Origin of the sequence: Streptomyces sp. AB3(2024) (assembly GCF_041862025.1) — a bacterium.
In the GTDB taxonomy this organism is placed as follows: domain Bacteria; phylum Actinomycetota; class Actinomycetes; order Streptomycetales; family Streptomycetaceae; genus Streptomyces.
Genome location: NZ_JBGWAB010000006.1, coordinates 40,921 through 64,868 on the forward strand (window position 1 = coordinate 40,921; position 23,948 = coordinate 64,868).

At 72.8% G+C, this 23,948-nt stretch carries 17 protein-coding genes; 3 read left to right on the forward strand and 14 right to left on the reverse strand.

The features are described from left to right. Positions 1-11 precede the first annotated feature (11 nt). The gene (locus tag ACEPPI_RS04125) at positions 12-944 is read left to right on the forward strand and encodes a slipin family protein (protein WP_373913867.1); all 933 of its coding nucleotides are present in this window, start codon (positions 12-14) and stop codon (positions 942-944) included. Here ACEPPI_RS04125 and ACEPPI_RS04130 read toward each other — a convergent pair. From ACEPPI_RS04130 to ACEPPI_RS04180, 11 genes are all read right to left on the reverse strand, one after another. Next, positions 941-2,653, reverse strand: coding sequence for a proline--tRNA ligase (locus tag ACEPPI_RS04130; protein WP_373913868.1), 1,713 nt, complete (start codon positions 2,651-2,653; stop codon positions 941-943). The genes ACEPPI_RS04125 and ACEPPI_RS04130 overlap by 4 nt on opposite strands. Before the next feature lie 9 nt (positions 2,654-2,662). Next, positions 2,663-3,268, reverse strand: a complete 606-nt coding sequence (locus tag ACEPPI_RS04135) for a GNAT family N-acetyltransferase (protein ID WP_373913869.1) — start codon at positions 3,266-3,268, stop codon at positions 2,663-2,665. A 99-nt stretch (positions 3,269-3,367) separates the two neighbouring features. Then, on the reverse strand, positions 3,368-4,213 hold the full coding sequence (locus tag ACEPPI_RS04140) for a GNAT family N-acetyltransferase (RefSeq protein WP_373913870.1): 846 nt from the start codon (positions 4,211-4,213) through the stop codon (positions 3,368-3,370). Between the two features lie 140 nt (positions 4,214-4,353). Then, positions 4,354-5,511, reverse strand: coding sequence for a flavodoxin-dependent (E)-4-hydroxy-3-methylbut-2-enyl-diphosphate synthase (gene ispG / locus ACEPPI_RS04145; RefSeq protein WP_030227539.1), 1,158 nt, complete (start codon positions 5,509-5,511; stop codon positions 4,354-4,356). A gap of 175 nt (positions 5,512-5,686) precedes the next feature. Then, on the reverse strand, positions 5,687-6,988 hold the full coding sequence (locus tag ACEPPI_RS04150; RefSeq protein ID WP_373913871.1) for an RIP metalloprotease: 1,302 nt from the start codon (positions 6,986-6,988) through the stop codon (positions 5,687-5,689). Then, entirely contained in the window at positions 6,985-8,247 is a 1,263-nt protein-coding gene (gene dxr, locus ACEPPI_RS04155; RefSeq protein ID WP_373913872.1) for a 1-deoxy-D-xylulose-5-phosphate reductoisomerase, read from the reverse strand. The genes ACEPPI_RS04150 and dxr overlap by 4 nt, the downstream gene beginning before the upstream one ends. Before the next feature lie 12 nt (positions 8,248-8,259). Continuing rightward, complete coding sequence (locus tag ACEPPI_RS04160; protein ID WP_373913873.1) at positions 8,260-9,576, reverse strand: hypothetical protein; 1,317 nt, start codon at positions 9,574-9,576, stop codon at positions 8,260-8,262. 62 nt (positions 9,577-9,638) lie between these two features. After that, on the reverse strand, positions 9,639-11,591 hold the full coding sequence (locus tag ACEPPI_RS04165) for an acyl-CoA dehydrogenase family protein (protein WP_373913874.1): 1,953 nt from the start codon (positions 11,589-11,591) through the stop codon (positions 9,639-9,641). A 169-nt stretch (positions 11,592-11,760) separates the two neighbouring features. Continuing rightward, positions 11,761-13,206 carry an aldehyde dehydrogenase family protein gene (locus ACEPPI_RS04170; protein ID WP_373913875.1) on the reverse strand — a complete coding sequence of 482 codons (1,446 nt, stop codon included), beginning with the start codon at positions 13,204-13,206 and terminating at the stop codon, positions 11,761-11,763. Between the two features lie 167 nt (positions 13,207-13,373). Continuing rightward, complete coding sequence (locus ACEPPI_RS04175) at positions 13,374-14,954, reverse strand: PucR family transcriptional regulator (protein WP_373913876.1); 1,581 nt, start codon at positions 14,952-14,954, stop codon at positions 13,374-13,376. 124 nt (positions 14,955-15,078) lie between these two features. Further along, entirely contained in the window at positions 15,079-17,445 is a 2,367-nt protein-coding gene (locus tag ACEPPI_RS04180) for an ATP/GTP-binding protein (protein ID WP_373913877.1), read from the reverse strand. 238 nt (positions 17,446-17,683) lie between these two features. On the opposite strand from ACEPPI_RS04180, the gene gabT reads away from it, so the two are divergent. Continuing rightward, positions 17,684-19,018: a 4-aminobutyrate--2-oxoglutarate transaminase gene (gabT, locus tag ACEPPI_RS04185; protein WP_266842666.1), complete on the forward strand. Its 1,335-nt coding sequence runs from the start codon at positions 17,684-17,686 to the stop codon at positions 19,016-19,018. Between the two features lie 445 nt (positions 19,019-19,463). After that, complete coding sequence (locus tag ACEPPI_RS04190) at positions 19,464-19,976, forward strand: phosphatase PAP2 family protein (protein ID WP_373913878.1); 513 nt, start codon at positions 19,464-19,466, stop codon at positions 19,974-19,976. On the opposite strand, the gene ACEPPI_RS04195 is transcribed toward ACEPPI_RS04190, so the two are convergent. The 3 genes from ACEPPI_RS04195 to ACEPPI_RS04205 form a co-directional block, all read right to left on the reverse strand. After that, positions 19,961-21,877 (reverse strand): chitinase, encoded by a 1,917-nt coding sequence (locus ACEPPI_RS04195; RefSeq protein WP_373913879.1) that lies wholly within the window; start codon positions 21,875-21,877, stop codon positions 19,961-19,963. The genes ACEPPI_RS04190 and ACEPPI_RS04195 overlap by 16 nt on opposite strands. Continuing rightward, positions 21,858-22,331, reverse strand: coding sequence for a hypothetical protein (locus ACEPPI_RS04200; protein WP_373913880.1), 474 nt, complete (start codon positions 22,329-22,331; stop codon positions 21,858-21,860). The genes ACEPPI_RS04195 and ACEPPI_RS04200 overlap by 20 nt, the downstream gene beginning before the upstream one ends. Positions 22,332-22,500: 169 nt before the next feature. Then, positions 22,501-23,919 carry an NAD(P)/FAD-dependent oxidoreductase gene (locus ACEPPI_RS04205; protein WP_373913881.1) on the reverse strand — a complete coding sequence of 473 codons (1,419 nt, stop codon included), beginning with the start codon at positions 23,917-23,919 and terminating at the stop codon, positions 22,501-22,503. Between the last annotated feature and the right edge of the window lie 29 nt (positions 23,920-23,948).

Genomic DNA, 23,948 nt, shown 5'->3' on the forward strand with positions numbered 1-23,948 from the left:
AGGGGGCCGTCATGGTCGAAGAACTGCTGACAGCGGCGGCGGCCGCCGCCGCGGGTGTGATGGTGTACACGGGCGTGGCGGCCCGGGTGGTGAAGCAGTACGAGCGGGGCGTGGTCTTCCGCTTCGGCCGGCTGCGGGAGGGCGTCCGCGGGCCGGGTTTCACGATGGTGCTGCCGTTCGTGGACCGGCTGCGCAAGGTGAACATGCAGATCGTGACGCTGCCGGTGCCGGCCCAGGAGGGCATCACCCGGGACAACGTCACGGTGCGGGTGGACGCGGTCGTGTACTTCAAGGTCGTGGACCCGGCCAACGCGATCATCGAGGTGGAGGACTACCGGTTCGCGGTCTCCCAGATGGCGCAGACCTCGCTGCGCTCGATCATCGGCAAGAGCGATCTGGACGATCTGCTGTCCAACCGGGAGCAGCTCAACCAGGGGCTGGAGCTGATGATCGACAGTCCGGCGGTGGGCTGGGGTGTGCAGATCGACCGGGTCGAGATCAAGGACGTGTCGCTGCCGGAGACCATGAAGAGGTCGATGGCCCGGCAGGCGGAGGCCGACCGCGAGCGGCGGGCCCGCGTGATCAACGCGGACGCGGAGCTCCAGGCGTCGAGGAAGCTGGCGCAGGCCGCGGCCGTGATGTCCGAACAGCCGGCCGCCCTCCAACTGCGGCTGCTCCAGACGGTGGTGGCGGTCGCGGCGGAGAAGAACTCCACCTTGGTGCTGCCCTTCCCGGTGGAGCTGCTGCGCTTCCTGGAACGGGCGGCCCCGGCCCCCGCGGCGGGCCCGGCCCCCGCGGCGGCCCCGGACACCCCGGTGGCGGCGCCCGCGCCGGACGCCGTCACCCGGGGTCGGGCTCCGGGCGCGCTGACGCCGGTCGCGTCGCCGGCCCCTCCGGCACGGCCCGAGGGGCTGCCGGAGGAGCGGCGGGCGGAGCCTGCCTAGGCCTGGCCGGCCGGTGCGTTCAGGCGGGCGAGGGCCTCGTCCAGGGGGAGTTCCTCGCGGGTGCCGGCGGCGCGGTCCTGGAGTTCGACCACGCGGTCGCCCGAGCGGCGGCCCGCCACCAGGATCCGGGGCACACCGATGAGTTCGGCGTCCGTGAGCTTGACGCCCGGGGAGAGTCCGGGCCGGTCGTCGAGCAGGACCCGGTGTCCGGCGGCGGCCAGCGCTTCGGCGGCCTCCTCGGCGAGCGCCAGCGGGACGGCCTTGCCGGCGGCCACGACGTGGACGTCGGCCGGCGCCACGGCGGCGGGCCAGCACAGGCCCCGGTCGTCGGCGGTCTGCTCGGCGAGCGCGGCGACGGCGCGGGAGACGCCGATGCCGTAGGAGCCCATGGTGACCCGGACGGGCTTGCCCTCCTTGCCGAGGACGTCGAGCCCGAAGGCGTCGGCGTACTTGCGGCCGAGCTGGAAGATGTGCCCGATCTCGATGGCCCGGTCCAGGCGCAGCCCGGCCCCGCAGGAGGGGCAGGGGTCGCCCGGCTCGACGACGACCACGTCGAGGTGTCGGTCGACCTCGAAGTCCCGGCCGCAGACCACGTTGCGGGCGTGCGTGTCCGCCCGGTTGGCGCCGGTGACCCAGGCCGTGCCGGGAGCCACGCGCGGGTCGGCGATGTAGGGCACCTTGTCCAGGCCCTGCGGGCCGACGTAGCCGCGTACGAGGTCGGGCCGGCCGGCGAAGTCCTCCGCCGTCACCAGCTCCACGACCGCCGGGGCGAGGTGCTCGCCGAGCTTGCCGAGGTCCACCTCGCGGTCGCCGGGCACGCCGACGGCCGTGATCTCGCCGTCGACCTTGACGAGGAGGTTCTTCAGGGTCGCCGACGCGGGGACGCCCAGGTGCGCCGCCAGCGTCTCGATCGTGGGGGTGTCGGGGGTGTCCACCTCCTCGATCGGCGGGTGTTCGGCGGTCACGGGCGTCAGCGCGAAGGTCACGGCCTCGGTGTTCGCCGCGTAGTCGCAGGACGGGCAGTCCACGAAGGTGTCCTCGCCGGCCACGGCCGGGGCCAGGAACTCCTCGGACGCCGATCCGCCCATCGCCCCGGAGACCGCGGAGACGATCCGGTGGTCCAGGCCGAGTCGCTCGAAGATCCGTACGTAGGCCTCGCGGTGGAGCCGGTAGGACTCGGCCAGGCCCTCGTCGGACACGTCGAAGGAGTAGGAGTCCTTCATCTGGAACTCGCGCCCGCGCAGCACGCCGGAGCGGGGGCGGGCCTCGTCGCGGTACTTGGTCTGGATCTGGTAGAGCATGACCGGCAGGTCCTTGTAGGACGTGCACTGGTCCTTGACGACGAGGGTGAAGATCTCCTCGTGGGTGGGGCCGAGGAGGTAGTCGGCACCCTTGCGGTCCTTGAGCCGGAACAGCAGGTCGCCGTACTCGGACCAGCGGCCGCTGACCTCGTAGGGCTCCTTCGGCAGCAGGGCCGGGAGCAGCACTTCCTGCGCCCCGATGGCGTCCATCTCCTCGCGGACGATGCGCGAGACGTTGTCCAGGACTCGCTTGCCGAGCGGCAGCCAGGTCCACACCCCCGCCGAGCTGCGGCGGACGTAGCCGGCCCGTACGAGGAGGCGGTGGCTGAGGGTTTCGGCGTCGGCCGGGTCCTCTCGGAGGGTCTTGGCCATGAGGCGGGACATGCGCTGCACGTGTTGCGTTGACATGCCCGGAGGCTACCGGGGCGGGTGCGGCTCCCGGAAACCGTTTCGCCGGCCGAGCAGCGGGAGCTGCGCGCCCATGACCGCGTACGGGAGGCTCGCGCTCGGGAAGTGCACGCGGCGGGCCAGGTCCCGGTAGCCGAGGGCCGTGTAGAGGCCCCGGGCGGGGCTGTCGGTGTCGATGGCGGAGAGGATCGAGTGGGGTTCGCTCGCCCCGTCGGTGAGCCGGGTGATGAGGGCGCGGCCGACGCCGTGTCCCTGGAAGCCGGGATGGACGTGGAGCTCGGTGATGACGAAGGAGCCGTCGAGCCAGCCGTCGGCGCCGCTGGCGCGCAGGTAGGGCTCGACGATGGTGGACCACCAGTGGGCGCGGTCGTTGGGCATTCCGTAGACGAAACCGGCGAGGGTCCCGTCGTCGGTGTACGCGCCGAGCGCGCGGGCGCCGGGGCAGGTCATGTGGCGCTGGACGATGTAGCGCCGGATGCCGACCTCCTCCTCGCTGAGCCCGAAGGCCACGGCCTGGACGCGCAGGGCCTCGTCCACGCGGCCGGCGAGGTCGAGGGGACCGATGCGGAGTCCGGCGGGCCGTGCGGGGTCGTCGCCCCCGGGGGTAGGAAGCATGCGGCGACCTTACTGCGGGGTAGTGCCGCTCGGGTACGGCTTCCGCGAGGAAAGGGGAGCTGGGGACGGGGGGAGGGCGCGGGGCCCGGGAGGGGACCCTCAGAACAGGATGCTCATGAACGCGCCGACCTCGCGGAAGCCGACCCTGCGGTAGGAGGCGCGGGCCGCGGTGTTGAAGTCGTTGACGTAGAGGCTGACGACGGGGGCGATGTCGCGCAGGGCGTACCGGACGACGGCGGCCATGCCGGTCTCGGAATGGCCGCGGCCGCGGAACTCGGGATCGACCCAGACGCCCTGGATCTGGCAGGCGCGGGGGGTGGCGGCGCCGATCTCGGCCTTGAAGACGACCTTGCCGTCCTCGACGCGGGCGAACGAGCGGCCGGTGCCGACCAGCTCGGCGACCCTGGCCTGGTAGAGGAGACCGCCGTCGCCGGCGAGCGGCGAGATGCCGACCTCCTCGGTGAACATGGCCACGCAGGCGGGCATGATCAGGTCCATCTCGTCCTTGCGGACGCGGCGCACCAGGGGGTCGGCGGCGACCTCCGCGGACGGCTGCTCGATGACCATGAGGGGCTGGTGGGCGCGCACGTCGCGGGCTGGTCCCCAGCTGGGCTCCAGGAGCTTCCACAGCAGCCGGGTGGCCTCGGCGGGCCCGACGATGGAGGAACAGCGGCGGCCGGTGCGGCGGGCCCGGTCGGCGAAGGCCCGTACGGCGTCGGGTCCGGCGCAGACGGGGACGAGGTTGGCGCCGGCGTAGCAGAGCGAGCGGAGCTCGCCGTCGGCGTACCAGCCCCACATCTCCCCGCCCAGGCGCCAGGGGTCGAGCCCCGCGACCTGGACCCGGGAGGTGACGAAGGCGTTCTCGACCGGCTCGCGTCCGAGGATGTCGAGCGCGGCGTCGAGATCACTGGGCTCAAGGACCCGGGTGGTGGTCTGCGTCAACACTGGGGCCTCACCATGCAGGTCTGCTGATCTCCGCACTGTACCCGGCGTCGCTTGCGGATGCCCTGTCCCACGGGTCACGAAAAGACCCCGGCCCCGCCCCCGAGCTGCGGGAACGGGGCCGGGGCTCCTTCTTCCGGGCCTTACACTCCGATGGCGACGGTGGGCTCGCCGGAGGCGATGCCGTCCTTCTCCATCTGCTCGGCGATCTTCATCGCCTCTTCGATGAGGGTCTCCACGATCTTCGACTCGGGGACGGTCTTGATGACCTCGCCCTTCACGAAGATCTGGCCCTTGCCGTTGCCGGAGGCGACGCCGAGGTCGGCCTCACGGGCCTCGCCGGGGCCGTTGACGACGCAGCCCATGACCGCGACGCGCAGCGGGACTTCCATGCCCTCCAGGCCCGCCGTGACCTCCTCGGCCAGCTTGTAGACGTCCACCTGGGCGCGGCCGCAGGACGGGCAGGAGACGATCTCCAGGCGGCGCGGCCTGAGGTTCAGCGACTCCAGGATCTGGATGCCGACCTTGATCTCCTCGACCGGGGGCGCGGACAGCGACACGCGGATGGTGTCGCCGATGCCCTCGGAGAGCAGCGCGCCGAAGGCGACGGCGGACTTGATGGTGCCCTGGAAGGCGGGGCCGGCCTCGGTGACGCCGAGGTGAAGCGGGTAGTCGCAGGCGGCGGCCAGCTGGCGGTAGGCGTTGACCATCACGACCGGGTCGTTGTGCTTGACCGAGATCTTGATGTCGCTGAAGCCGTGCTCCTCGAAGAGGGAGGCCTCCCACAGCGCGGACTCGACCAGCGCCTCGGGGGTGGCCTTGCCGTACTTCTTCAGCAGGCGCGCGTCGAGGGAGCCGGCGTTGACACCGATGCGGATCGGGGTGCCGGCGTCCTTGGCGGCCCGCGCGATCTCCTTGACCTTGTCGTCGAACTGCTTGATGTTGCCCGGGTTCACGCGGACGGCGGCGCAGCCGGCGTCGATCGCGGCGAACACGTACTTCGGCTGGAAGTGGATGTCGGCGATGACCGGGATCTGCGACTTCTTCGCGATGACGGCCAGGGCGTCGGCGTCGTCCTGGGTCGGGCAGGCGACGCGGACGATGTCGCAGCCGGAGGCGGTCAGCTCGGCGATCTGCTGGAGCGTCGCCCCGATGTCGGAGGTCCTGGTGGTGGTCATCGACTGGACGGAGATCTGTGCGTCACCGCCGACGGCCACCTTGCCGACCTGGATCTTGCGGCTGACCCTGCGGTCGGCAAGCTTCGTCGGCACGGCCGGCATTCCGAGAGAGATGGCAGTCATCTGCTGTGCAACCCCAAGGTGTGGATCAAGGTCCCGAGATCGGCGGGCTCCAGCCTTCGAGATTACGCCAATCCACACGGTCCCCCCGCATCCGAGGGGGTGCGCCACCCGAACGTAGGGAGCCGGGCACGATGCGTGCCCGGCTCCCCGCTCCGTCCTGTACCGCGCTCCGCCGCTAGGTGATCTTGATCGGGTTCACCACGTCCGCGACGAGCACGAGCAGGGTGAAGCAGACGAAGACACCGGCGACCACGTACGCGGCGGGCATCAGCTTGGCCACGTCGAAGGGGCCGGGGTCGGCGCGCCGGAAGAGCTTGGCGACGCTGCGGCGCAGGGACTCCCACAGGGCGCCGGCGATGTGTCCGCCGTCCAGGGGCAGCAGGGGCAGCATGTTGAACAGGAACAGCGAGAGGTTGAACATGCCCAGGACGTTGAGCAGGATCGAGAACTTCTGCTCGCTCGGCAGGTCCAGGGCGGCGATGTCCCCGCTCATGCGGGCCGCGCCGACGATGCCCATCGGGGAGTCGGGCTCGCGCTCGGCGCCGTCGAAGGCCGCGTTCCACAGGGCGGGGATCTTGGCGGGGAGCTTGACCAGACCCTGGATGCTGCCGTCGACGATCTCGCCCATGTGGTCCACGGACTCGCCGATGGACAGTGCCGCGATCTCGTTCTTCGGGCTGAAGCCGAGCCAGCCGGCCGTCACGTACTCGCCCTTGACGTAGCCGCCGTGGCCGTCGGTCTTGGCGACCCGGTTCTCGATGAGGTTCACGGGGACGACCACCCGCTGCCCGTCGCGCACGACGGTGACGGTGGTGGCGCCGATGGTGTCGCGGATCCGCTTCTGCAGCTCGGACCAGTCGGAGACCGGCCGTCCGCCGAAGGCGACGATCTTGTCGTCGGCCCGCAGGCCGGCCTGCTTGGCCGGGGCCACGGGGTCACCGGCCTTGCAGACCTCGCGGTTCTCGCTCTGCTGGATGACGCAGGGCGAGACGCTCGCGATCTGGGTGGTCGTCCGGTTGATCCCGAAGGTCATCCAGACGCCGAAGAAGATCGCCAGGGCGAGCACCAGGTTCATGAAGGGGCCCGCGAACATCACGATCACGCGCTTCCAGGGCTTGCGCGTGTAGAAGAGCCGCGACTCGTCCCCGGGCTGGAGTTCCTCGTAGGCCGCCGAGCGGGCGTCCTCGATCATGGAGCGGAAGGGGGAGGTGGAGCGGGCCGTGACCTTGCCGTCCTCACCGGGGGGGAACATCCCGATCATGCGGATGTAGCCGCCCATGGGGATGGCCTTGATCCCGTACTCGGTCTCGCCCTTCCTGCGCGACCAGATGGTCTTGCCGAAGCCGACCATGTACTGGGGCACGCGGATGCCGAAGAGCTTGGCCGTGGAGAGGTGGCCGAGCTCGTGCCAGGCGATCGAGAACAGCAGTCCGCCCACGAAGACGAGTACACCGATCAGATTCAGCACCAGCGTCATGCGCTCGCCTCCAGGGCGGCCCGCGCCGCCATCTCCCGTGCCCGGGCCCTGGCCCAGGTCTCCGCTTCGAGGACGTCCGCCACGGTCAGGGAAGTTCCCGACTCCGGCGTCCCGTGCTCGTCGACCACCGCAGAGACGGTATCCATGATTGCTGTGAACGGCAGCCGACCGGCCAGGAAGGCCTCGACGCACTCCTCGTTCGCCGCATTGAACACGGCGGGCGCGGTGCCGCCCAGGGTGCCGACGTGCCGGGCCAGGCCCACGGAGGGGAAGGCCTCGGTGTCCAGCGGGAAGAACTCCCAGCTCGACGCCTTGGTCCAGTCGAAGGCGGGGGCCGCGTCCGGGATCCGCACGGGCCAGCCCAGACCGATCGCGATGGGGCCGCGCATGTCCGGCGGGGTGGCCTGGGCGAGGGTGGAGCCGTCGGTGAACTCGACCATGGAGTGCACGTAGGACTGCGGGTGGACGACGACCTCGATGCGGTCGAAGGGGATGTCGTAGAGCAGGTGGGCCTCGATGACCTCCAGGCCCTTGTTGACCAGGGTGGCGCTGTTGACGGTGATCACCGGGCCCATGGCCCAGGTGGGGTGCGCGAGGGCGTCCTCGACCGTGACGGAGGCCAGCTCCGCGCGGGTGCGGCCGCGGAAGGGACCGCCGGAGGCGGTGACGACGAGCTTGCGGACGTCGGCGCGGGTGCCGGCGGCCAGCGCCTGGAAGAGGGCCGCGTGCTCGGAGTCCACCGGGATGATCTGGCCGGGCTTCGCGAGGGCCTTGACCAGCGGGCCGCCGACGATCAGCGACTCCTTGTTGGCCAGGGCCAGGGTGCGGCCCGCCCGGAGCGCGGCCAGGGTGGGCGCCAGGCCGATGGAGCCGGTGATGCCGTTGAGGACGGTGTGGCATGCGGAGGCGGCGAGTTCGGTCGCCGCGTCGGGTCCGGCGAGGATCTCCGGCAGCGGCTCGGAGGCGCCGTACTGCTCGCTCAGCGCCTCCTTGAGGGCCGGTACGGCGTCCTCGCGGGCGACGGCCACCTTCTCGACCCGCAGCAGCCTGGCCTGTTCGGCCAGCAGTCCGACGCGTCCGCCCGCGGCGGACAGCGCGGTGACCCGGAAGCGGTCCGGGTTGCGCAGGGCGAGGTCGATGGCCTGGGTGCCGATGGACCCGGTCGACCCGAGGATGACGATGTCCCGGCGGCCGACCGAGGCGTCGAAGAGGAGGTGCGGGTCGGCGAGGGGGGCTGGACTGTCGCTCATGCCCCCCATTGTTGCCGCAACTCAGGGGCGCTCGGACAGGGAGTCCCCGTCCGCGACCCGCAAGAGGAGGTGCGGGAGCGTTCCGGCGAAGTCCGGGAGGGTCCGGGCCGCCTCCCACCAGGCGTCCGGATCCCCGTCCAGGGCCAGTGCGAACAGCCGGGCGGCCTCGGCGCGCGCGGCGAGCACGGCCTCCGGCCGGTCGTAGCGGTCGGGGTGGTCCACGTCGCCGAGCCACTGGTCCTCGTCCAGGGCCCAGCAGGCGGGAAGCTTGTGCCGGATCACGTCGGTGCCGGTCAGCAGCCCACGGTCCAGGCAGTCCCGGACCCAGCGGATGTCCTCGTCGACGGTCTCCATGGGCACGGCGAGGCTGGTCAGGGCCAGTTCCCGCTCCACTCCCCCGGTCGGTTCGAGGGCGGCCGGGGCCAGGGTGCGCACGGCCTCGGCAAGGCCGTCGGCCGGCGGGGCGGGCGGGGGCCCGGGCAGGACGCCGTTCGCGACGCCGTGGGCGAGCGCGGTCAGCGCTCCCCGGAAGGACGGGGCCTGCCTCAGCAGTTCGGCCCACAGCCGCGGGTCGTCCCCCAGGGGTTCCAGCGCGCGGGTGGCCTCGGTGCGTATCTCCGCCTGCTCGGACAGGTTCCAGCGCAGGCCGCGGGTTCCGTTCGGGCGGCACAGCAGCAGGGCGCGGTGCGCGGGGGCGGTGTGGGCGACCAGTTCGGCCGGGGTGAGCAGGCCCATCCGGACGGCGCGGACGAACGGGCGGTGCCAGGCCTTGCCGTACGGGGCGGTGCCCGTGGTCGTCAGGAGCGTGCGCACGGTCTCGCGGGACGGCTGCGCGCGCATGAGCAGGGCTTCGACGGAGCCGGGCGGCAGCGGCCGCCGCAGGTGCTCGGAGGCCGGCAGCTCCGGGTCCGCCGTGTGCGGGAGCGCCAGGATGTCGAGCGGGACCCTGGGGTGGTGCGTGCCGTGGCGGCGGAGCAGGCCGATGAGTTCCTCGCCGCTCAGGGGGCCGTCGGCCGGGTCGCGGCCGAGTTCCGCGCGCAGCAGCGGCAGCAGCGCCTCGGGGGTGCGGCGGGCCGCGTAGCGGGCGGGGCCCGGCAGGCCGGGCAGCGGGCAGCCGCGTACGTAGGGGTTGCGGGCGACGAAGTGCCGGTCGCGGTCGGTGCCGTCGCGCACGAGGAGGGTGACGGCGGAGGCGGGCAGGCGTTCGTCGCGGCACAGGTGGTCGCGGGTGTCGGGGTCGAGCCGGCCGATCAGGTCGGCGGCGATGTGCTCTGGTGCGTGGCGCAGTACGAGCGCCACGCACCAGGCCCGCCGCCGGCTGTCCCTGTGTCCGTCCATTGCCTTGCTCCGTGCCGCTCGTACGCCTGTCCGTTTCCCCGCCGTGCGGCGATGATCGCAGGTCAGCGGAGCGGACGGTGCACGTTTTTGTGTACGGAGGGGCCGGGGGCGGCCTCCGCGATCCACGGGCCGTCGCCCGAGGGGTCGAGGACGCCTTCCTCCAGCCAGGTGTAGGTGCCGCCGAGGACGCCTTCGACGACCTTGCGGTCGAGGTCGTCGGTGTTGGACCAGAGGCGGCCGAAGAGCTCCTCGACGCGGAGCCGGGACTGCCGGCAGAACGCGTCGGCGAGCTGGTAGGCCTCGCGGCCGTGGTCACCGGTGGCTCGCAGGTGCTCGGCACGGACGCAGGCTGCGCTCATGGCGAAGAGCTCGGCGCCGATGTCGACGATCCGGCCGAGGAACCCCTGCTTGGTCTCCATGCGGCCCTGCCAGCGCGCCATGGCCAGGAAGGTGGAGCGGGCGAGTTTGCGCGAGCCGCGTTCGACGTAGCGCAGGTGGGTGGCGAGGTCGGGGTGGCCCGCCGGGTGGAACTCCCGGTAGGTGCCGGGGACCTGTCCGGGGCCGGCGGCCAGTTTGGGGAGCCAGCGGGCGTAGAAGCCGGTGGCGCGGGCTCCGGCCCTGGCCTTGTCCGCCAGGGCCTTGTCGGGGTCGATGAGGTCCCCCGCGACCGAGAGGTGGGCGTCGACCGCCTCGCGGGCGATCAGCAGGTGCATGATCTCCGTCGAGCCCTCGAAGATCCGGTTGATGCGCAGGTCGCGGAGCATCTGCTCGGTGGGGACGGCCCGCTCGCCGCGCGCGGCGAGCGACTCGGCGGTCTCGAAGCCGCGGCCGCCGCGGATCTGGACCAGCTCGTCGGCCATCAGCCAGGCCATCTCCGAGCCGTAGAGCTTGGCGAGGGCTGCCTCGATGCGGATGTCGTTGCGGTCCTCGTCGGCCATCTGGGAGGCCAGGTCGACCACCGCTTCGAGGGCGAAGGTGGTGGCCGCGATGAAGGAGATCTTGGCGCCGACGGCCTCGTGCCGTGCGACGGGGCGGCCCCACTGCTCGCGTACGCCGCTCCACTCTCGGGCGATCTTCAGGCACCACTTGCCGGCGCCGACGCACATGGCGGGCAACGACAGGCGGCCGGTGTTGAGCGTGGTCAGCGCGATCTTGAGGCCCGCTCCCTCGGCGCCGATCCGCTGGGCGGCGGGCACGCGGACCCGGTGGAAGCGGGTGACGCCGTTCTCCAGGCCGCGCAGGCCCATGAAGGCGTTGCGGTGCTCGACGGTGATCCCCGGCGAGTCGGCCTCCACGACGAAGGCGGTGATCCCGCCGCGGTGCCCCTCGCTCGCGGGGACCCGGGCCATGACCACGAGGAGGTCGGCGACGACCCCGTTGGTGGTCCACAGCTTCACCCCGTCGAGCACGTAGGCGTCCTCGCCGTCCGGCACGGCCGTGGTGGCCAGGCGGGCCGGGTCGGAGCCGACGTCGGGCTCGGTGAGCAGGAAGGCGCTGATCGCGGAGGTGGCGCAGCGGGGCAGGTAGGCGTCCTTCTGCTCCTTCGTGCCGAACATCTTCAGGGGCTGCGGGACGCCGATCGACTGGTGCGCGGAGAGCAGGGCGCCGATGGCCGGGCTGACCGAGCCGACGAGGGCGAGCGCCTTGTTGTAGTAGACCTGGGTCAGTCCCAGGCCCCCGTACTCGGTGCCGATCTTCATGCCCAGGGCGCCGAGCTCCTTGAGCCCGCGCACCGTCTCGTCGGGGATCCGCGCCTCGCGCTCGATGCGGGCTCCGTCGATCTCGTTCTCGCAGAAGACCCGCAGCCGGGCCAGGAAGGCCTCCCCGCGCCGGACGTCCTCGTCGGCGGGGAGCGGGTGGGGGTGGATCAGGTCGAGCCGGAACCGCCCGAGGAACAGCTCCTTGGCGAAGCTGGGCTTGCGCCAGTCCTGTTCCCGGGCCGCCTCCGCGACCTGCCGCGCCTCGCGCTCGGTCACCTTGGGCTGTACGGGCTGTACGGGCTGCGTCGCTGACATCCGGGTGCTCACCTCGCCGTATCGGGGGGACTACCGATCGGTGCTACCTGTGAGTCGTACCCGTTCCGGGCACCCGGGAAAAGGCCCGTGCGGGTGGCGGGGAAAAGGGAGACGGCCGGAGCCCCCGCACAGTAGGCTCCGGCCGTCGGTCCATGACCGTACGAGTCGGTCAGATGTCGAGGCCCGTGAGGACCAGGACGCGCTCGTACGTGTAGTCGTCCATCGCGTAGCGGACGCCCTCGCGGCCCACGCCGGACTGCTTGACGCCGCCGTACGGCATCTGGTCGGCGCGGTAGGACGGCGCGTCGCCGATGATCACACCGCCGACCTCGAGCTCGCGGTGGGCGCGGAAGGCGACCTGGATGTCGCGGGTGAAGACGCCGGTCTGCAGGCCGAACTTCGAGTCGTTGACGGCGGCGAAGGCCTCGTCGGTGTTCTCGACCCGGGTGATGGTCAGGACCGGGCCGAAGACCTCTTCGGTGGCGAGCTTGACGCCCGCCGGGATCTCCGCGAGGACGGTCGGCTCGACCGTGGCGCCGTCGCGCTTGCCGCCGGTGAGCAGCTTGGCGCCGGCGGAGACGGCCTCGTCCACCCAGGACTCGACGCGCTTGGCGGCGTCCTCGGAGACCAGCGGGCCGACGTCGGTGGCGTCGTCCGCCGGGTCGCCGGTGACCTGCGCCCGGACCTTCTCGACGACCTTCTCGACGAGGCGGTCGTAGACGGAGGCGTCGGCGATCACGCGCTGCACGGAGATGCAGGACTGGCCGGCCTGGTAGTTCGAGAAGGTCGCGATACGGGTCGCGGCCCAGTCGAGGTCGGCCTCGGAGGACCAGTCGGCGAGGACCACGGCCGCGGCGTTGCCGCCGAGCTCCAGGGTGCAGTGCTTGTGGGGCACCGACTGCTGGATGGCGTAGCCGACGGTGTCGGAGCCGGTGAAGGAGATGACGGGCAGGCGCTCGTCCTTCACCAGGGCCGGCATCTTGTCGTTGGCGACGGGCAGCACGGACCAGGAGCCGGCCGGGAGGTCGGTCTCGGCCAGCAGCTCGCCCAGGATCAGACCCGAGAGCGGGGTGGCCGGGGCCGGCTTCAGGATGATCGGCGCGCCGACGGCGATGGCCGGGGCCACCTTGTGGGCGCACAGGTTCAGCGGGAAGTTGAACGGCGCGATGCCGAGGACCGGGCCCTTGACGAAGCGGCGGGTCAGGGCCATGCGGCCGACGCCACCGGCGTCGGTGTCCAGGCGCTGGGCGTCCCCGCCGTTGAAGCGGCGGGCCTCTTCGGCGGCGAAGCGGAACACGGACACCGCACGGCCGACCTCACCGCGCGCCCACTTGATCGGCTTGCCGTTCTCGGCGGAGATCAGCTGGGCGATCTCCTCGGTGCGCTCGGTGAGCCGCTTGGACACGTGGTCCAGGGCGGCGGCCCGTACGTGGGCGGGGGTCGCGGAGAACTCCGCCGTCACGGCGTACGCCGCGGCCACGGCCTCTTCGACCTGGGCGTCGGTGGGCACGCTGACCGTGCCGACCAGACGGCCGTCCCACGGGTTGTGGACGTCGAAGCTGTCCTCGCCGGTGGCCTGGCGGCCGGCGAGCCAGAAGGCGTGGGTGGAAGTCATGCGAATCCCGGCCCTTCGGGTTTGTGCGGTGGGGTCCTTGTCCACACCACCGTAGGACTCCGAGGGGCTTTCGGTGTTTATCCGGCATGGAGCGCCGCCCTCCCGCCCTGCGCCGCTTTGTCACTGTCGCGGCCGGGACCTCCCGTGCGGTGGGGCGCCGGCGGGGGCTACGGGTGCGTCGTCCCGGCCTTCAGGGCGAGCCACAGCTCCATCCGTACGTCCGGATCGTCCAGGGAGCGCCCGAGGATCTCCTCGACCCGCTTCATCCGGTAGCGCAGCGTGTGGCGGTGCACACCGAGGTCGGCCGCCGCCGCGTCCCACTGCCCGTGGCGCGAGAGCCAGGCCTGGAGGGAGGCCACGAGATCGCCCCGGCCGGTCGCGTCGTGTTCCCGCAGGGCCCGCAGGGTGCCGTCCGCGAAGGCCCGTACGGCGTCGTCGGCCAGCAGCGGCAGGACGGAGCCCGCCGCGAGGTCCTCGTGCTCGACGAGCGGCCGTCCACGGCGGCGGGCCACGGCGAGGGCCTGGTCGGCCTGCTTGAAGGCGGCCGCCACGCCCGCCGCCGCCGCGGGGGCCGACAACCCGACGACCAGCTCGTCCGGCTCGGGCCCCGTCGCGTCCCGGCCGCGCCGGGTCTCCAGCGCCTCGGCGTGGTCCGCGCACGCCTGTACGGCCGAACCCCCGTCGGCGGCGAGCACCACCAGCCGGCCCTCCTCCGGCACCACCAGCAGCGCCTCGCCGGTCCGCGCGGCCGCCGACTCGACCGCGTCGGCCAGCAGCGCCAGCCCCTCCGGCTGCGCGGTGCCCGCCAGCGCCGGTTCCGCGACGACGATCCGGAACGGCGCCTCCAGCAGGGCCCCGTAGAGGTCCCCCGCCACCGCCCGGGCGTGCTCCGCCTCCCCCTCCAGCAGCATCCTCAGCACGGCCGCGCCGAGCCGGGACTCCGCGTCGTGCAGCGACCGGGAGCGCTCGGTGGTCAGGGTGAGCAGGGCGACGGCGGAGTGCACCGCGTACCGTTCGGCGGTGCCCAGCGGGGCCCCCGTGCCGACGGCCAGCGCGCCCCGGGGCCGCCGTCCGGTGCCCAGCGACTGGAGCTCGACGCGGTCCTCCGAGCCGCCGACGACCGCGCTCGCCGGCGCGGGCCGCTCCCGCAGCCGCTCCACGTCGGGGGTGAGCCGCGCGGCCCGGCGCGCGGCCCACTCGGGGGCGGCGGCGACGACGGCGCCGGAGGTGTCGTACAGCGCGGCCCAGCCGTGCACGTGGGCGGCCAGCTTCGCCAGCAGGTCGGCGGGGCCGTCGGCGGAGAGCGCGGCCCGGGTCAGCTCCCGCTGCGCCTCGAAGCCGGCCGTCACGGCCCGGTACTGGTCCGCGGCGAGGGCCGCCGAGACGGCTTTGCTGATGGCGAGGAACGGGGTGCGCCGGGGCACCTCCAGCAGCGGCAGGTCCTCCTCGCGGGCCGCGTCGACCAGCGCCTGCGGGACCGCGTCGTAGTTGACGCCGACGGCGAAGCCGATCCCCACGACCCCGGCGGCCGCGAGGCGCCTCACGTAGCGGCGCATCTCCTCGGGGTCCTCGGCGTCCAGCTTCATCGCCGTGACGAGCAGCAGCTCGCCGCCCTCCATGTAGGGGACCGGGTCGGCGAGCTCGCTGACGTGGGCCCAGCGCACGGGGGTGTCGAGGCGGGTCTCCCCGGCCCGGACGCTGAGTTTGAGCGCCGAGTGCTGGACGAGCGAGGCAAGGGTGAGCGGCATCGGGTACCAGGGGCCTTCGGCGGGAGGGGAGGGAGACTGCGGGGCCTTCGGGATGTGGGCCTTCGGGATTTCGCCGTGTCGTATGAACGGCCCTTCTCGATTCTGCCACCCCGTACGGGTCGGCTCAGCCCGTTCCGGCCAACCGGACGAGCAGCGGCGCCGCCCGCTCCCCGCGGACCGAGGTCAGCGAGAGCACCGCGCAGCCGGGCGGTACGGCGTGCGCCAGCTCGGAGGCCGACCACCGTTCGCGCTCGACCTGGCGCACGGTGACGGCGTCGGTGGTGACCGCCTTGCCGGTGACCATCTTGCGGAAGGCGTGGATGGCGCGGGTGAGCGGCTGGTCGGCGAAGACGGTCCGGTGGGTGACGTCCCGGGTCTCGACCCACTCGGTGCCCCAGGCCTCGGCGAAGCGCTTCCCGTCCCAGGTGGTGACGCCGGAGAAGGCCATCCGGCAGCCGACGGCGCCGAGCAGCGGGGTGCGCAGGGCCTCCGGTACGTCGTCCAGCGCGCGCAGGGTCAGCAGCACCCCGGCGTTCACCGACCGCAGCCGCTGCACCCCGCGGACCGTCTCGGGGGTCAGGGTGTGCGAGGCGTCGTCGAGGGCGAGGAAGGCGAAGAGCGAGCGGTCGGCTCGGGCGGTGGCGCAGGCGTTGAACTGGGCGAGGAGCAGCCGGGCCAGCATCCGGGAGGCGTCGGCGTGGCCCCGTTCGGGCAGGTCGATCCGGACCCGGACGGGGTGTTCCATGGCGCGCATGGAGAAGGGGCGTCCCTGGCCCGTGGTGTCGAAGAACCCGGCGAAGGCGGGCCGGTCCAGCAGGGCGAGCCGGTCGGCGAGGGCGGGGCCGGGGTCGGCGGGGGCGCCGTGCTGGCGCGTGCGCGCGTCGAGCTCGCGGAGCATGGCCTGCTCTCCGGCGTCCTGCAGCTCGTGGCGCAGCGCGTCGAGGGCGGGCGGCAGCCCGTCGAGGAGCTCGCGCAGCTCCGGTACGGCGGGGAAGCGTCCGTACGCCGCCCGGTACGGGCCGAGCAGCTGCGCGAGGGCGGTCGCGGCGCGGCGCACGTCGATGCCGGGGACGTCTCCGACGAAGGCCTCGGCGAGGAGGGTGGCGGCCTCGTCGGGGTCGGCGGTGCCGCCGTAGAGGTCGAGGTCGTGGACGGAGTCGGGGTCGCCGACGCGGACGACGATGTCGTAGCCGCCGTCGGGGCCGAGCCCGGCGCCGGCGGAGCCGACGGCGATGACGGCGGCCTGGCCGGCCAGCGCCTGCAGCGCGAGGGACTCGACGACGGGCCGCACCAGCCGGGCGGTCTTCCCGGTCCCGGACGGCCCGACGGCGAGCAGGGAGGTCCCGAGCACCTCGGGGTCGAGGGCGAGGGGGGTGCCGCGGCGGGCGTAGGGGTTGCGCTCCTGGTCCTCGACGCTGCCGAGCAGCACCTGCCGGGCGAGCAGGTCGTGCCGGGCGGCGCGCACGGGCAGGTCCCGGTCGCCGGAGGGGTGGAGGCAGGCGGCGGCACCCTTGTCGCGCACGGAGTCGGCGAAGGCCCGCACGCGGGTGGGGTCGGCCTGGACGGAGTCCCAGGCGCGGCGGATGCGGGCGTAGTCCACGTCGTTCATCCGCCCGCCCACCACCTCCCCACCGAGCCGCTCGGCCACCTCCCCGAGGCCGGCGGCGCGGAGCTGGGGCCACTGGGCGGGATCGACCCCGTCCTGGGGGACGACGGGCGGGGCGGGGGAGGCCGCGGCGGCGGCAGTCCCCGCCCTGCCCCCATGCCCGCGTCGGCGCCATCCGCCGAGGCGGGCGTAGTACACGAGGACGGGGACGTAGAGCACCGCGTACAGAAGCTGGGTGATCAGGAGTCCCTGTGTCGGCGGGATGTCCTTGAGCGGCAGGTGCTGGAGCAGCAGGGCTTCCGCGGGCACGGTGCCGGTCCAGATGAGCATCATCACGAAGAGGGCGCCGACGGCCGCCCCCGCCGCCCGGGCCCGCGGGCCTCGGGCCGCGACGAGCCGCTCGAAGGCCAGACCCCACGAACCGAGGCGGCTGAACCAGAAGACGAGTCCTCCGGTCAGCAACAGCTCGTAAACCTGCAGGGCGGCCATGCCGCGGTGATCGGTGGGGCCCCCGCCCAGTTCCCACCAGTCCTGGGGCGTGAAGAGCTTGAGCGGTACCTGGATGTAGGGGATGTAGCCGTTGGTCAGCAGCGACCACACCAGTACGCACGCCAGGAACGAGATGACCGCCCCGCTCAGCAGCGACCGGTCCGTGCCCGGCTCCGCCTCGTCCGCCCGCTTCGGTTGGTATCCGAACCGCCACACCCCCGGCTCCGCCCTCGGGCGAGGCGTGCGGACCCAGGCCGCCAGCGGGGAGCCCACCGCCGGGGCGTGGGACGGCTTCGGGGGGAGCGCTGGCCCCGCGGGTCCCGGTGGGGGGCCCGCCGGGCGGGGGACGTACCCGGCGCGGGCCGTCTGTCCGTCGTGCGTGCCTTCGGTGTCCATGAACCCCTGCCCCCTGACCGTGCCAAGCGCTGCGGCGCTCAATCTAGTGCCCGGTACGGCCCCGCGACCCGTGGCCCACCGGGTTCCGCGGGACGCGTCCCGGTTCCTTCCTATGGCCGCCGCGGACAAGGACACGCGGGCACCACTCCCGAACGGAGCATGCCTTACCCCCTCCCCCGGGCCTAGCCTGCGGACAAAGACACAAGTGCGTCCGAAAACACCCCCCCAGGAGCCCCCTATGACCGCTGTCCCGCAGGAGCGCCGCATCGTCACCGCGATCCCCGGCCCCAAGTCGCAGGAGCTGCAGGCCCGCCGCCTTTCGACGGTGGCCGGCGGCGTGGGCTCCGTGCTGCCCGTCTTCACGGCCCGCGCGGGCGGCGGCATCATCGAGGACGTCGACGGCAACCGCATGATCGACTTCGGTTCCGGCATCGCCGTGACCTCGGTCGGCGCCTCCGCCGAGGCCGTCGTGCGCCGCGCCTCCGCGCAGCTCGCCGACTTCACCCACACCTGCTTCATGGTCACCCCCTACGAGGGCTACGTCGAGGTCTGCGAGGCCCTCGCCGAGCTGACCCCCGGTGACCACGCCAAGAAGTCGGCCCTGTTCAACTCGGGCGCCGAGGCCGTCGAGAACGCCGTCAAGATCGCCCGTTCGTACACCAAGCGCCAGGCCGTCGTCGTCTTCGACCACGGCTACCACGGCCGTACGAACCTCACGATGGCCCTGACCTCGAAGAACATGCCGTACAAGCAGGGCTTCGGTCCGTTCGCCCCCGAGGTCTACCGCGTCCCGGTCGCCTACGGCTACCGCTGGCCGACCGGCGCCGAGAACTGTGGCCCCGAGGCCGCCGCCCAGGCGATCGACCAGATCAGCAAGCAGATCGGCGCCGAGAACGTCGCCGCGATCATCATCGAGCCGGTCCTCGGCGAGGGCGGCTTCATCGAGCCGGCCAAGGGCTTCCTCCCGGCGATCGTCAAGTTCGCCAACGACAACGGCATCGTCTTCGTGGCCGACGAGATCCAGTCCGGCTTCTGCCGCACCGGCCAGTGGTTCGCGTGCGAGGACGAGGGCATCGTCCCGGACCTCATCACCACCGCCAAGGGCATCGCCGGCGGTCTGCCGCTCGCCGCCGTGACCGGCCGCGCCGAGATGATGGACGCCGTGCACGGCGGTGGCCTGGGCGGCACCTACGGCGGCAACCCGGTGGCCTGCGCCGGTGCGCTCGGCTCCATCGAGACCATGAAGGAGCTCGACCTCAACGCCGCGGCGAAGAAGATCGAGTCGGTCATGAAGACCCGCCTGACGGCCATGCAGGAGAAGTACGACATCATCGGCGACATCCGCGGCCGCGGCGCCATGATCGCGATCGAGCTCGTCAAGGACCCGGTCTCCAAGACCCCGTTCCCGGAGGCGGCCGGCGCACTCGCCAAGGCCTGCCACGCCGAGGGCGTGCTCGTCCTCACCTGCGGCACCTACGGCAACGTGCTCCGCTTCCTGCCCCCGATCGTCATCGGCGAGGACCTGCTGAACGAGGGTCTGGACGTCATCGAGGCCGCTTTCGCGGGCATCTGAGCGAACGCCCGAACACAGGCGCCCGTCCCTACCGCCGGTAACGGTCGGGCACTGTGAAGAAGGTGTGGGGGGCCGATGGCGGGAGCGCGTTCCCGCTGTCGGCCCCCCTCCCGTTGGCGTACGGTTTCTGCAGATGAGTGAGACAGAGCGTTCCCGGGCGACCGGGGACGATTCCGGTACCGGGCTTCCCCAGCGCCGTACTGGGCATGCGTTCGCGCACACTCCTCTCAGATCGGACGGCCGTCCGCCCCAAACCCCCCGGGGCGCACGGCAACCCGATCCGGGCGGCCGTCCCGGAACCATCCCCCCTGTTCCGGGACGGCCGGCCATCCTCTCGGCCGCCGCGGCCCCCTCGGCCCTCTGCGCCGTCCTCTTCGCCCTGATCACCTGGCAGGTCCGCACGTCGGGACCGCTGCTGACCCCGGATCACGCACTGAGCCGCGCCGTGGTGCGCACCGTCCCCGACGCCGTCACCGAACGCCTCGCCGACCTCGGGAACATCCAGGTCGCCGTGCCCGTCCTGGTCCTCGCGATGCTCTACGCCGCCCGGCGCGGCCGGGCCCGCGCCGCGCTGACGGCCGGCCTGGCGATGGCCCTGGTGCCGGCTCTGATCGTGCCGCTCAAGGAGTGGACCGCCCGCCCGGGGCCCCTGGAGCCCTGGGCCGCCGGCTACTTCCCCTCGGGGCACACGGCCACGGCCCTGACGGCCTACACGGCGGCCGCCCTGCTGCTCACCCCGTACACCCGCCGCCCCTGGCCCGCGGCCCTCGCGGCCCTGCTGACGGCCCTGACCGCGGCGGGCCTGGTCCTGCGCGGCTTCCACTGGCCCCTGGACGTCCTGGCCAGCCTTCTCCTGTGCACCCCGCTCCTGCTGGCCGTGCGCCGGGCGGCGGCCCGCCCCGTACGGGCGGAACGCCACCCGGCCGGACGGCCGGCGGCGGGTCAGCCGCCGAAGTAGGCGTCGAAGCCCCGGCTGAACTCCCAGCCGCCGAAGCGGTCCCAGTTGACCGACCAGGTCATCAGGCCGCGCAGGTCGGGCCGGATGCCGTGGGGCTGGTACGCCCCGCAGGCCAGCCCCTTCGTGAGGCAGTCCAGCGCCTTGGTCACCTCGGCGGGGGCGGTGTAGCCGTTGCCCGCGTTGGTCGTGGCCGGCAGGCCGATGGCGACCTGGTCGGGGCGCAGCGGCGGGAAGACCCGGGTGGCGTCGCCGGCGACCGGGAATCCGGTGAGCAGCATGTCCGTCATGGCGATGTGGAAGTCGGCGCCGCCCATGGAGTGGTACTGGCCGTCGAGGCCCATGACGGACCCGGAGTTGTAGTCCTGGACGTGCAGCAGGGTGAGGTCGTCGCGCAGGGCGTGGATGACCGGGAGGTACGCGCCCGCGCGCGGGTCCTGGCCGCCCCAGGGGCCGGAGCCGTAGTACTGGTGGCCGAGCTGCACGAAGAAGGTCTCGGGAGCCATGGTCAGGACGAAGTCCGGGCCGTACCTGGCCTTGAGGGTCTTCACGGCGGAGATCAGGTTGACGATCACCGGGGTGGTGGGGGCGCGGAAGTCGGTGTCACCGGTGGCGAGGGAGAGGGAGTGGCCCTCGAAGTCGATGTCGAGGCCGTTCAGTCCGTATTCGTCGATGATCTTGCCGACGGAGGAGACGAAGGCGTCGCGGGCGGCCGTGGTGGTGAGCTGGACCTGGCCGTTCTGGCCGCCTATGGAGATCAGGACCTTCTTGCCCGCGGCCTGCTTGGCCTTGATGGCCGCCTTGAACTCGGCGGCCGACTCCACGTTCGGGCACTCGGTCACCGGGCAGAGCCGGAAGCGGATGTCGCCGGAGGTGACCGAGCTGGGTTCGCCGAAGGCGAGGTCGATGACGTCCCACGAGGCGGGGACGTCGGCCATGCGGACGTAGCCGGAGCCGTTGGCGAAGCTGCTGTGGAGGTAGCCGACGAGGGCGTGCGCCGGCAGCCCCGGGGTGCCGGGGCCCCCGCCGCCGGTGGTGGCGACGGTGACCGGCGAGCTCTGGGGCGACTCGCCCGCCGCGTTCACGGCCGCGACCCGGAAGGTGTACGGGGTGGACGCGGCGAGGCCGGTGACGGTGGCCGAGGTGGTGGCGGAGGTCAGCGGGGCGGCGCCGTCGCGGTAGACCTTGTACGAGGTGGCGCCGGTGGCCGCTGTCCAGGACAGGGCCACCGTGGAGGCGGAGGCTGCGGAGCCCGTGAGGCCGGTGGGGGCGGCCGGGGGCTGCGGCCCGGGCCCGGTTCCGCCCGGGTCGGGGCCGACGAGGGTGAGGTCGTCGGTGAGGTGGGCGCCCTGGCCGTACCAGCCGTGGGTGTAGACCGTCACGGAGGTGGTGGCGGGGCCGGTGCGGAAGCCGGTGGTGAGCTGCTTCCAGGCGCCGGGGGTCTGGGTCCAGGTGGAGACGTCGGTGGTGCCGGTGCCGCTCGCGCCGAGGTAGACGTAGGCGCCTTGCACCCAGGCGGAGAGGGTGTATGCGGAGTCGGGCCTGACGGTGACGGTCTGGGAGCAGCGGGCGTTGTCCTGGCCGGCCGGGGTGGCCCTGAGGGCGGAACTCCCGCCGTGGACCGGGGCGGTGACGACGGCTCCGGACGCGCCGGAGCAGCTCCAGCCGTCGAGGCCGGATTCGAAACCGCCGTTGCGGACGAGGTCGGCGTCCACGGCCGCGGCGGGCGGGCCCGCGGTGAGGAGTCCGGCCACCGCCAGGGCGGCGGCCGTGAGGAGGGGGAGCACTCTGCGCACGACTGCCTCCGGAACATGGGGGGATGGAGCCGGGCTCCCTGGCGGGGAGCGACGGCGGCGCCCAAGATGGTCCAGACCAATCCCGTTGTCAAGGGGTGCGGTCCTCATCTCCATCCCCCGCCAGGACCCGCCCCACCGCCTCGTGCATCGCGAGCTCCAGCAGCACGGGGTCGGTGAGCGTCCCCTCCCCGTCCGGGACCACCAGCCAGCGCACTCCGTCCGCCTGCCGGACCGGGTGCGGGACCACGATCCAGGTCCCGCGTCCGGCGCCGCGCACGCCCGTGCCGAGCCAGCGCGAGGCCGTCCCCGGGGGCACGAAGAAGCCCACCCGGGCGTCGTCGCAGTCCGCGAGCACCGGACCGGGCCGGCCGGTGAGCAGGTGCAGTACGTCGAGGGTGGCCCGTCCCAGCTCCCCCGGCAGGATCAGCACGTCCCAGCTCCGGCCGGCGGGCAGGAGGGCGACGCCGAGGGGGCTCCGCTCCCATTCCCACCGGCAGGCGTCGGGATCCGGCGCCACCGATACCAGCCACTCCACTGCCGCCTTGGCTCCCGGGAACGTCATCGCCCGGCCTCCGTTCTCTCCTGCTCGGTGAAGGGTTCTCACCGGGAGAGAGGGGGGCCGGGCGACGGTATGACGCGAGTTCCGTTACTCCGTCATGGTGAAGCGGGTCACACGGTGCGCACCGATGTGCGCCGGGGCGTGCGCCGGGGGCGCGCGGCGGACCCGGGCGTCAGCTGTCGAAGCCGAGCCCGAAGCGGTCCAGGGTGCGCAGCCAGAGGTTGCGGCGGCCGCCCCGGGCGTCGGACCGGGCCAGCGACCACTTGGTGAGGGTGATCCCGGTCCAGGCGAACGGCTCCGGCGGGAACGGCATCGGCTTGCTGCGCACCATCTCCAGCCGCGTCCGCTCGCTGGACACCCCGTCCAGCAGGTCCAGCATCACGTCGGCCCCGAAGCGGGTGGCGCCGACGCCGAGCCCGGTGAAGCCGGCCGCGTAGGCGACCCGGCCCGAGTGAGCCGTGCCGAAGAAGGCCGAGAAGCGGGAGCAGGTGTCGATGGCCCCGCCCCAGGCGTGGCTGAACTTCAGACCCTCCAGCTGCGGGAACGCGGTGAAGAAGTGCTCCGCGAGCTTGAGGTAGGTCTCGGGCCGGTGGTCGTACTCGGAGTCGAGCTTCCCCCGGTACGGGTAGATGGCGTCGTAGCCGCCCCAGAGGATCCGGTGGTCCTTGGTGATCCGGAAGTAGTGGAACTGGTTGGCGCTGTCGCCCAGGCCCTGGCGCCGCTTCCAGCCGATGGAGGCCAGCTGCTCCTCGCTCAGCGGCTCCGTCATCAGCGCGTAGTCGTACACCGGGACCGTGAAGGGACGGATCCGCTTGACCAGCGACGGGAAGATGTTGGTGCCCAGCGCGACCCGGCGGGCGAGGATCGTGCCGTACGGGGTGGTGACGGCCATCCCGGCGCCGACGGAGGACATCTTCAGGCCGCGCGTGTTCTCGTAGATCCGCACACCCAGCTCCAGGCAGGCCCGCTTGAGGCCCCAGGCGAGCTTCGCCGGGTTGAGCATCGCGACGCCCTCGCGGTCCCACAGGCCCGCGAGGAAGGTCGGGGAGTCGACCTCGGCGCGCAGCGCCTCCCGGTCCAGCCATTCGGAGCCGTCCGCGAGGCCGAGCTTGAGCGCCTCCTCGTGGAGTTCGCGCAGTTCCTCGACCTGGTGGGGCTCGGTGGCCACGTCGATCTCACCGGTGCGCTCGAAGTCGCAGTCGATGCCGTAGCGGGCGACCGCCGCCTCGATCTCGTCGAGGTTGCGGGCGCCCATCTCCTCCAGCTTGGCGAGTTCGCCGGGCCAGCGGGCCATGCCGTTGGCGAGCCCGTGGGTGAGGGAGGCCGCGCAGAAGCCGCCGTTGCGGCCGGAGGCGGCCCAGCCCGCCTCCTTGCTCTCGATCAGGACCACGTCCCGGCCGGGGTCGCGCTCCTTGGCGATCAGAGCGGTCCACAGCCCGCTGTAGCCTCCGCCCACGACGAGCAGGTCGCAGCGCTCGTCGGAGGTGAGCGCCGGCTGCGCGGCGGGCTTGCCGGGGTCGTCCAGCCAGTACGCGACCGGCTTCGCTTCGGAAAGGGATTTCGCAACACTACGCATGGCGACTGGGGCCATGGCTTCCAACTCCCTACGGAACTGAACTG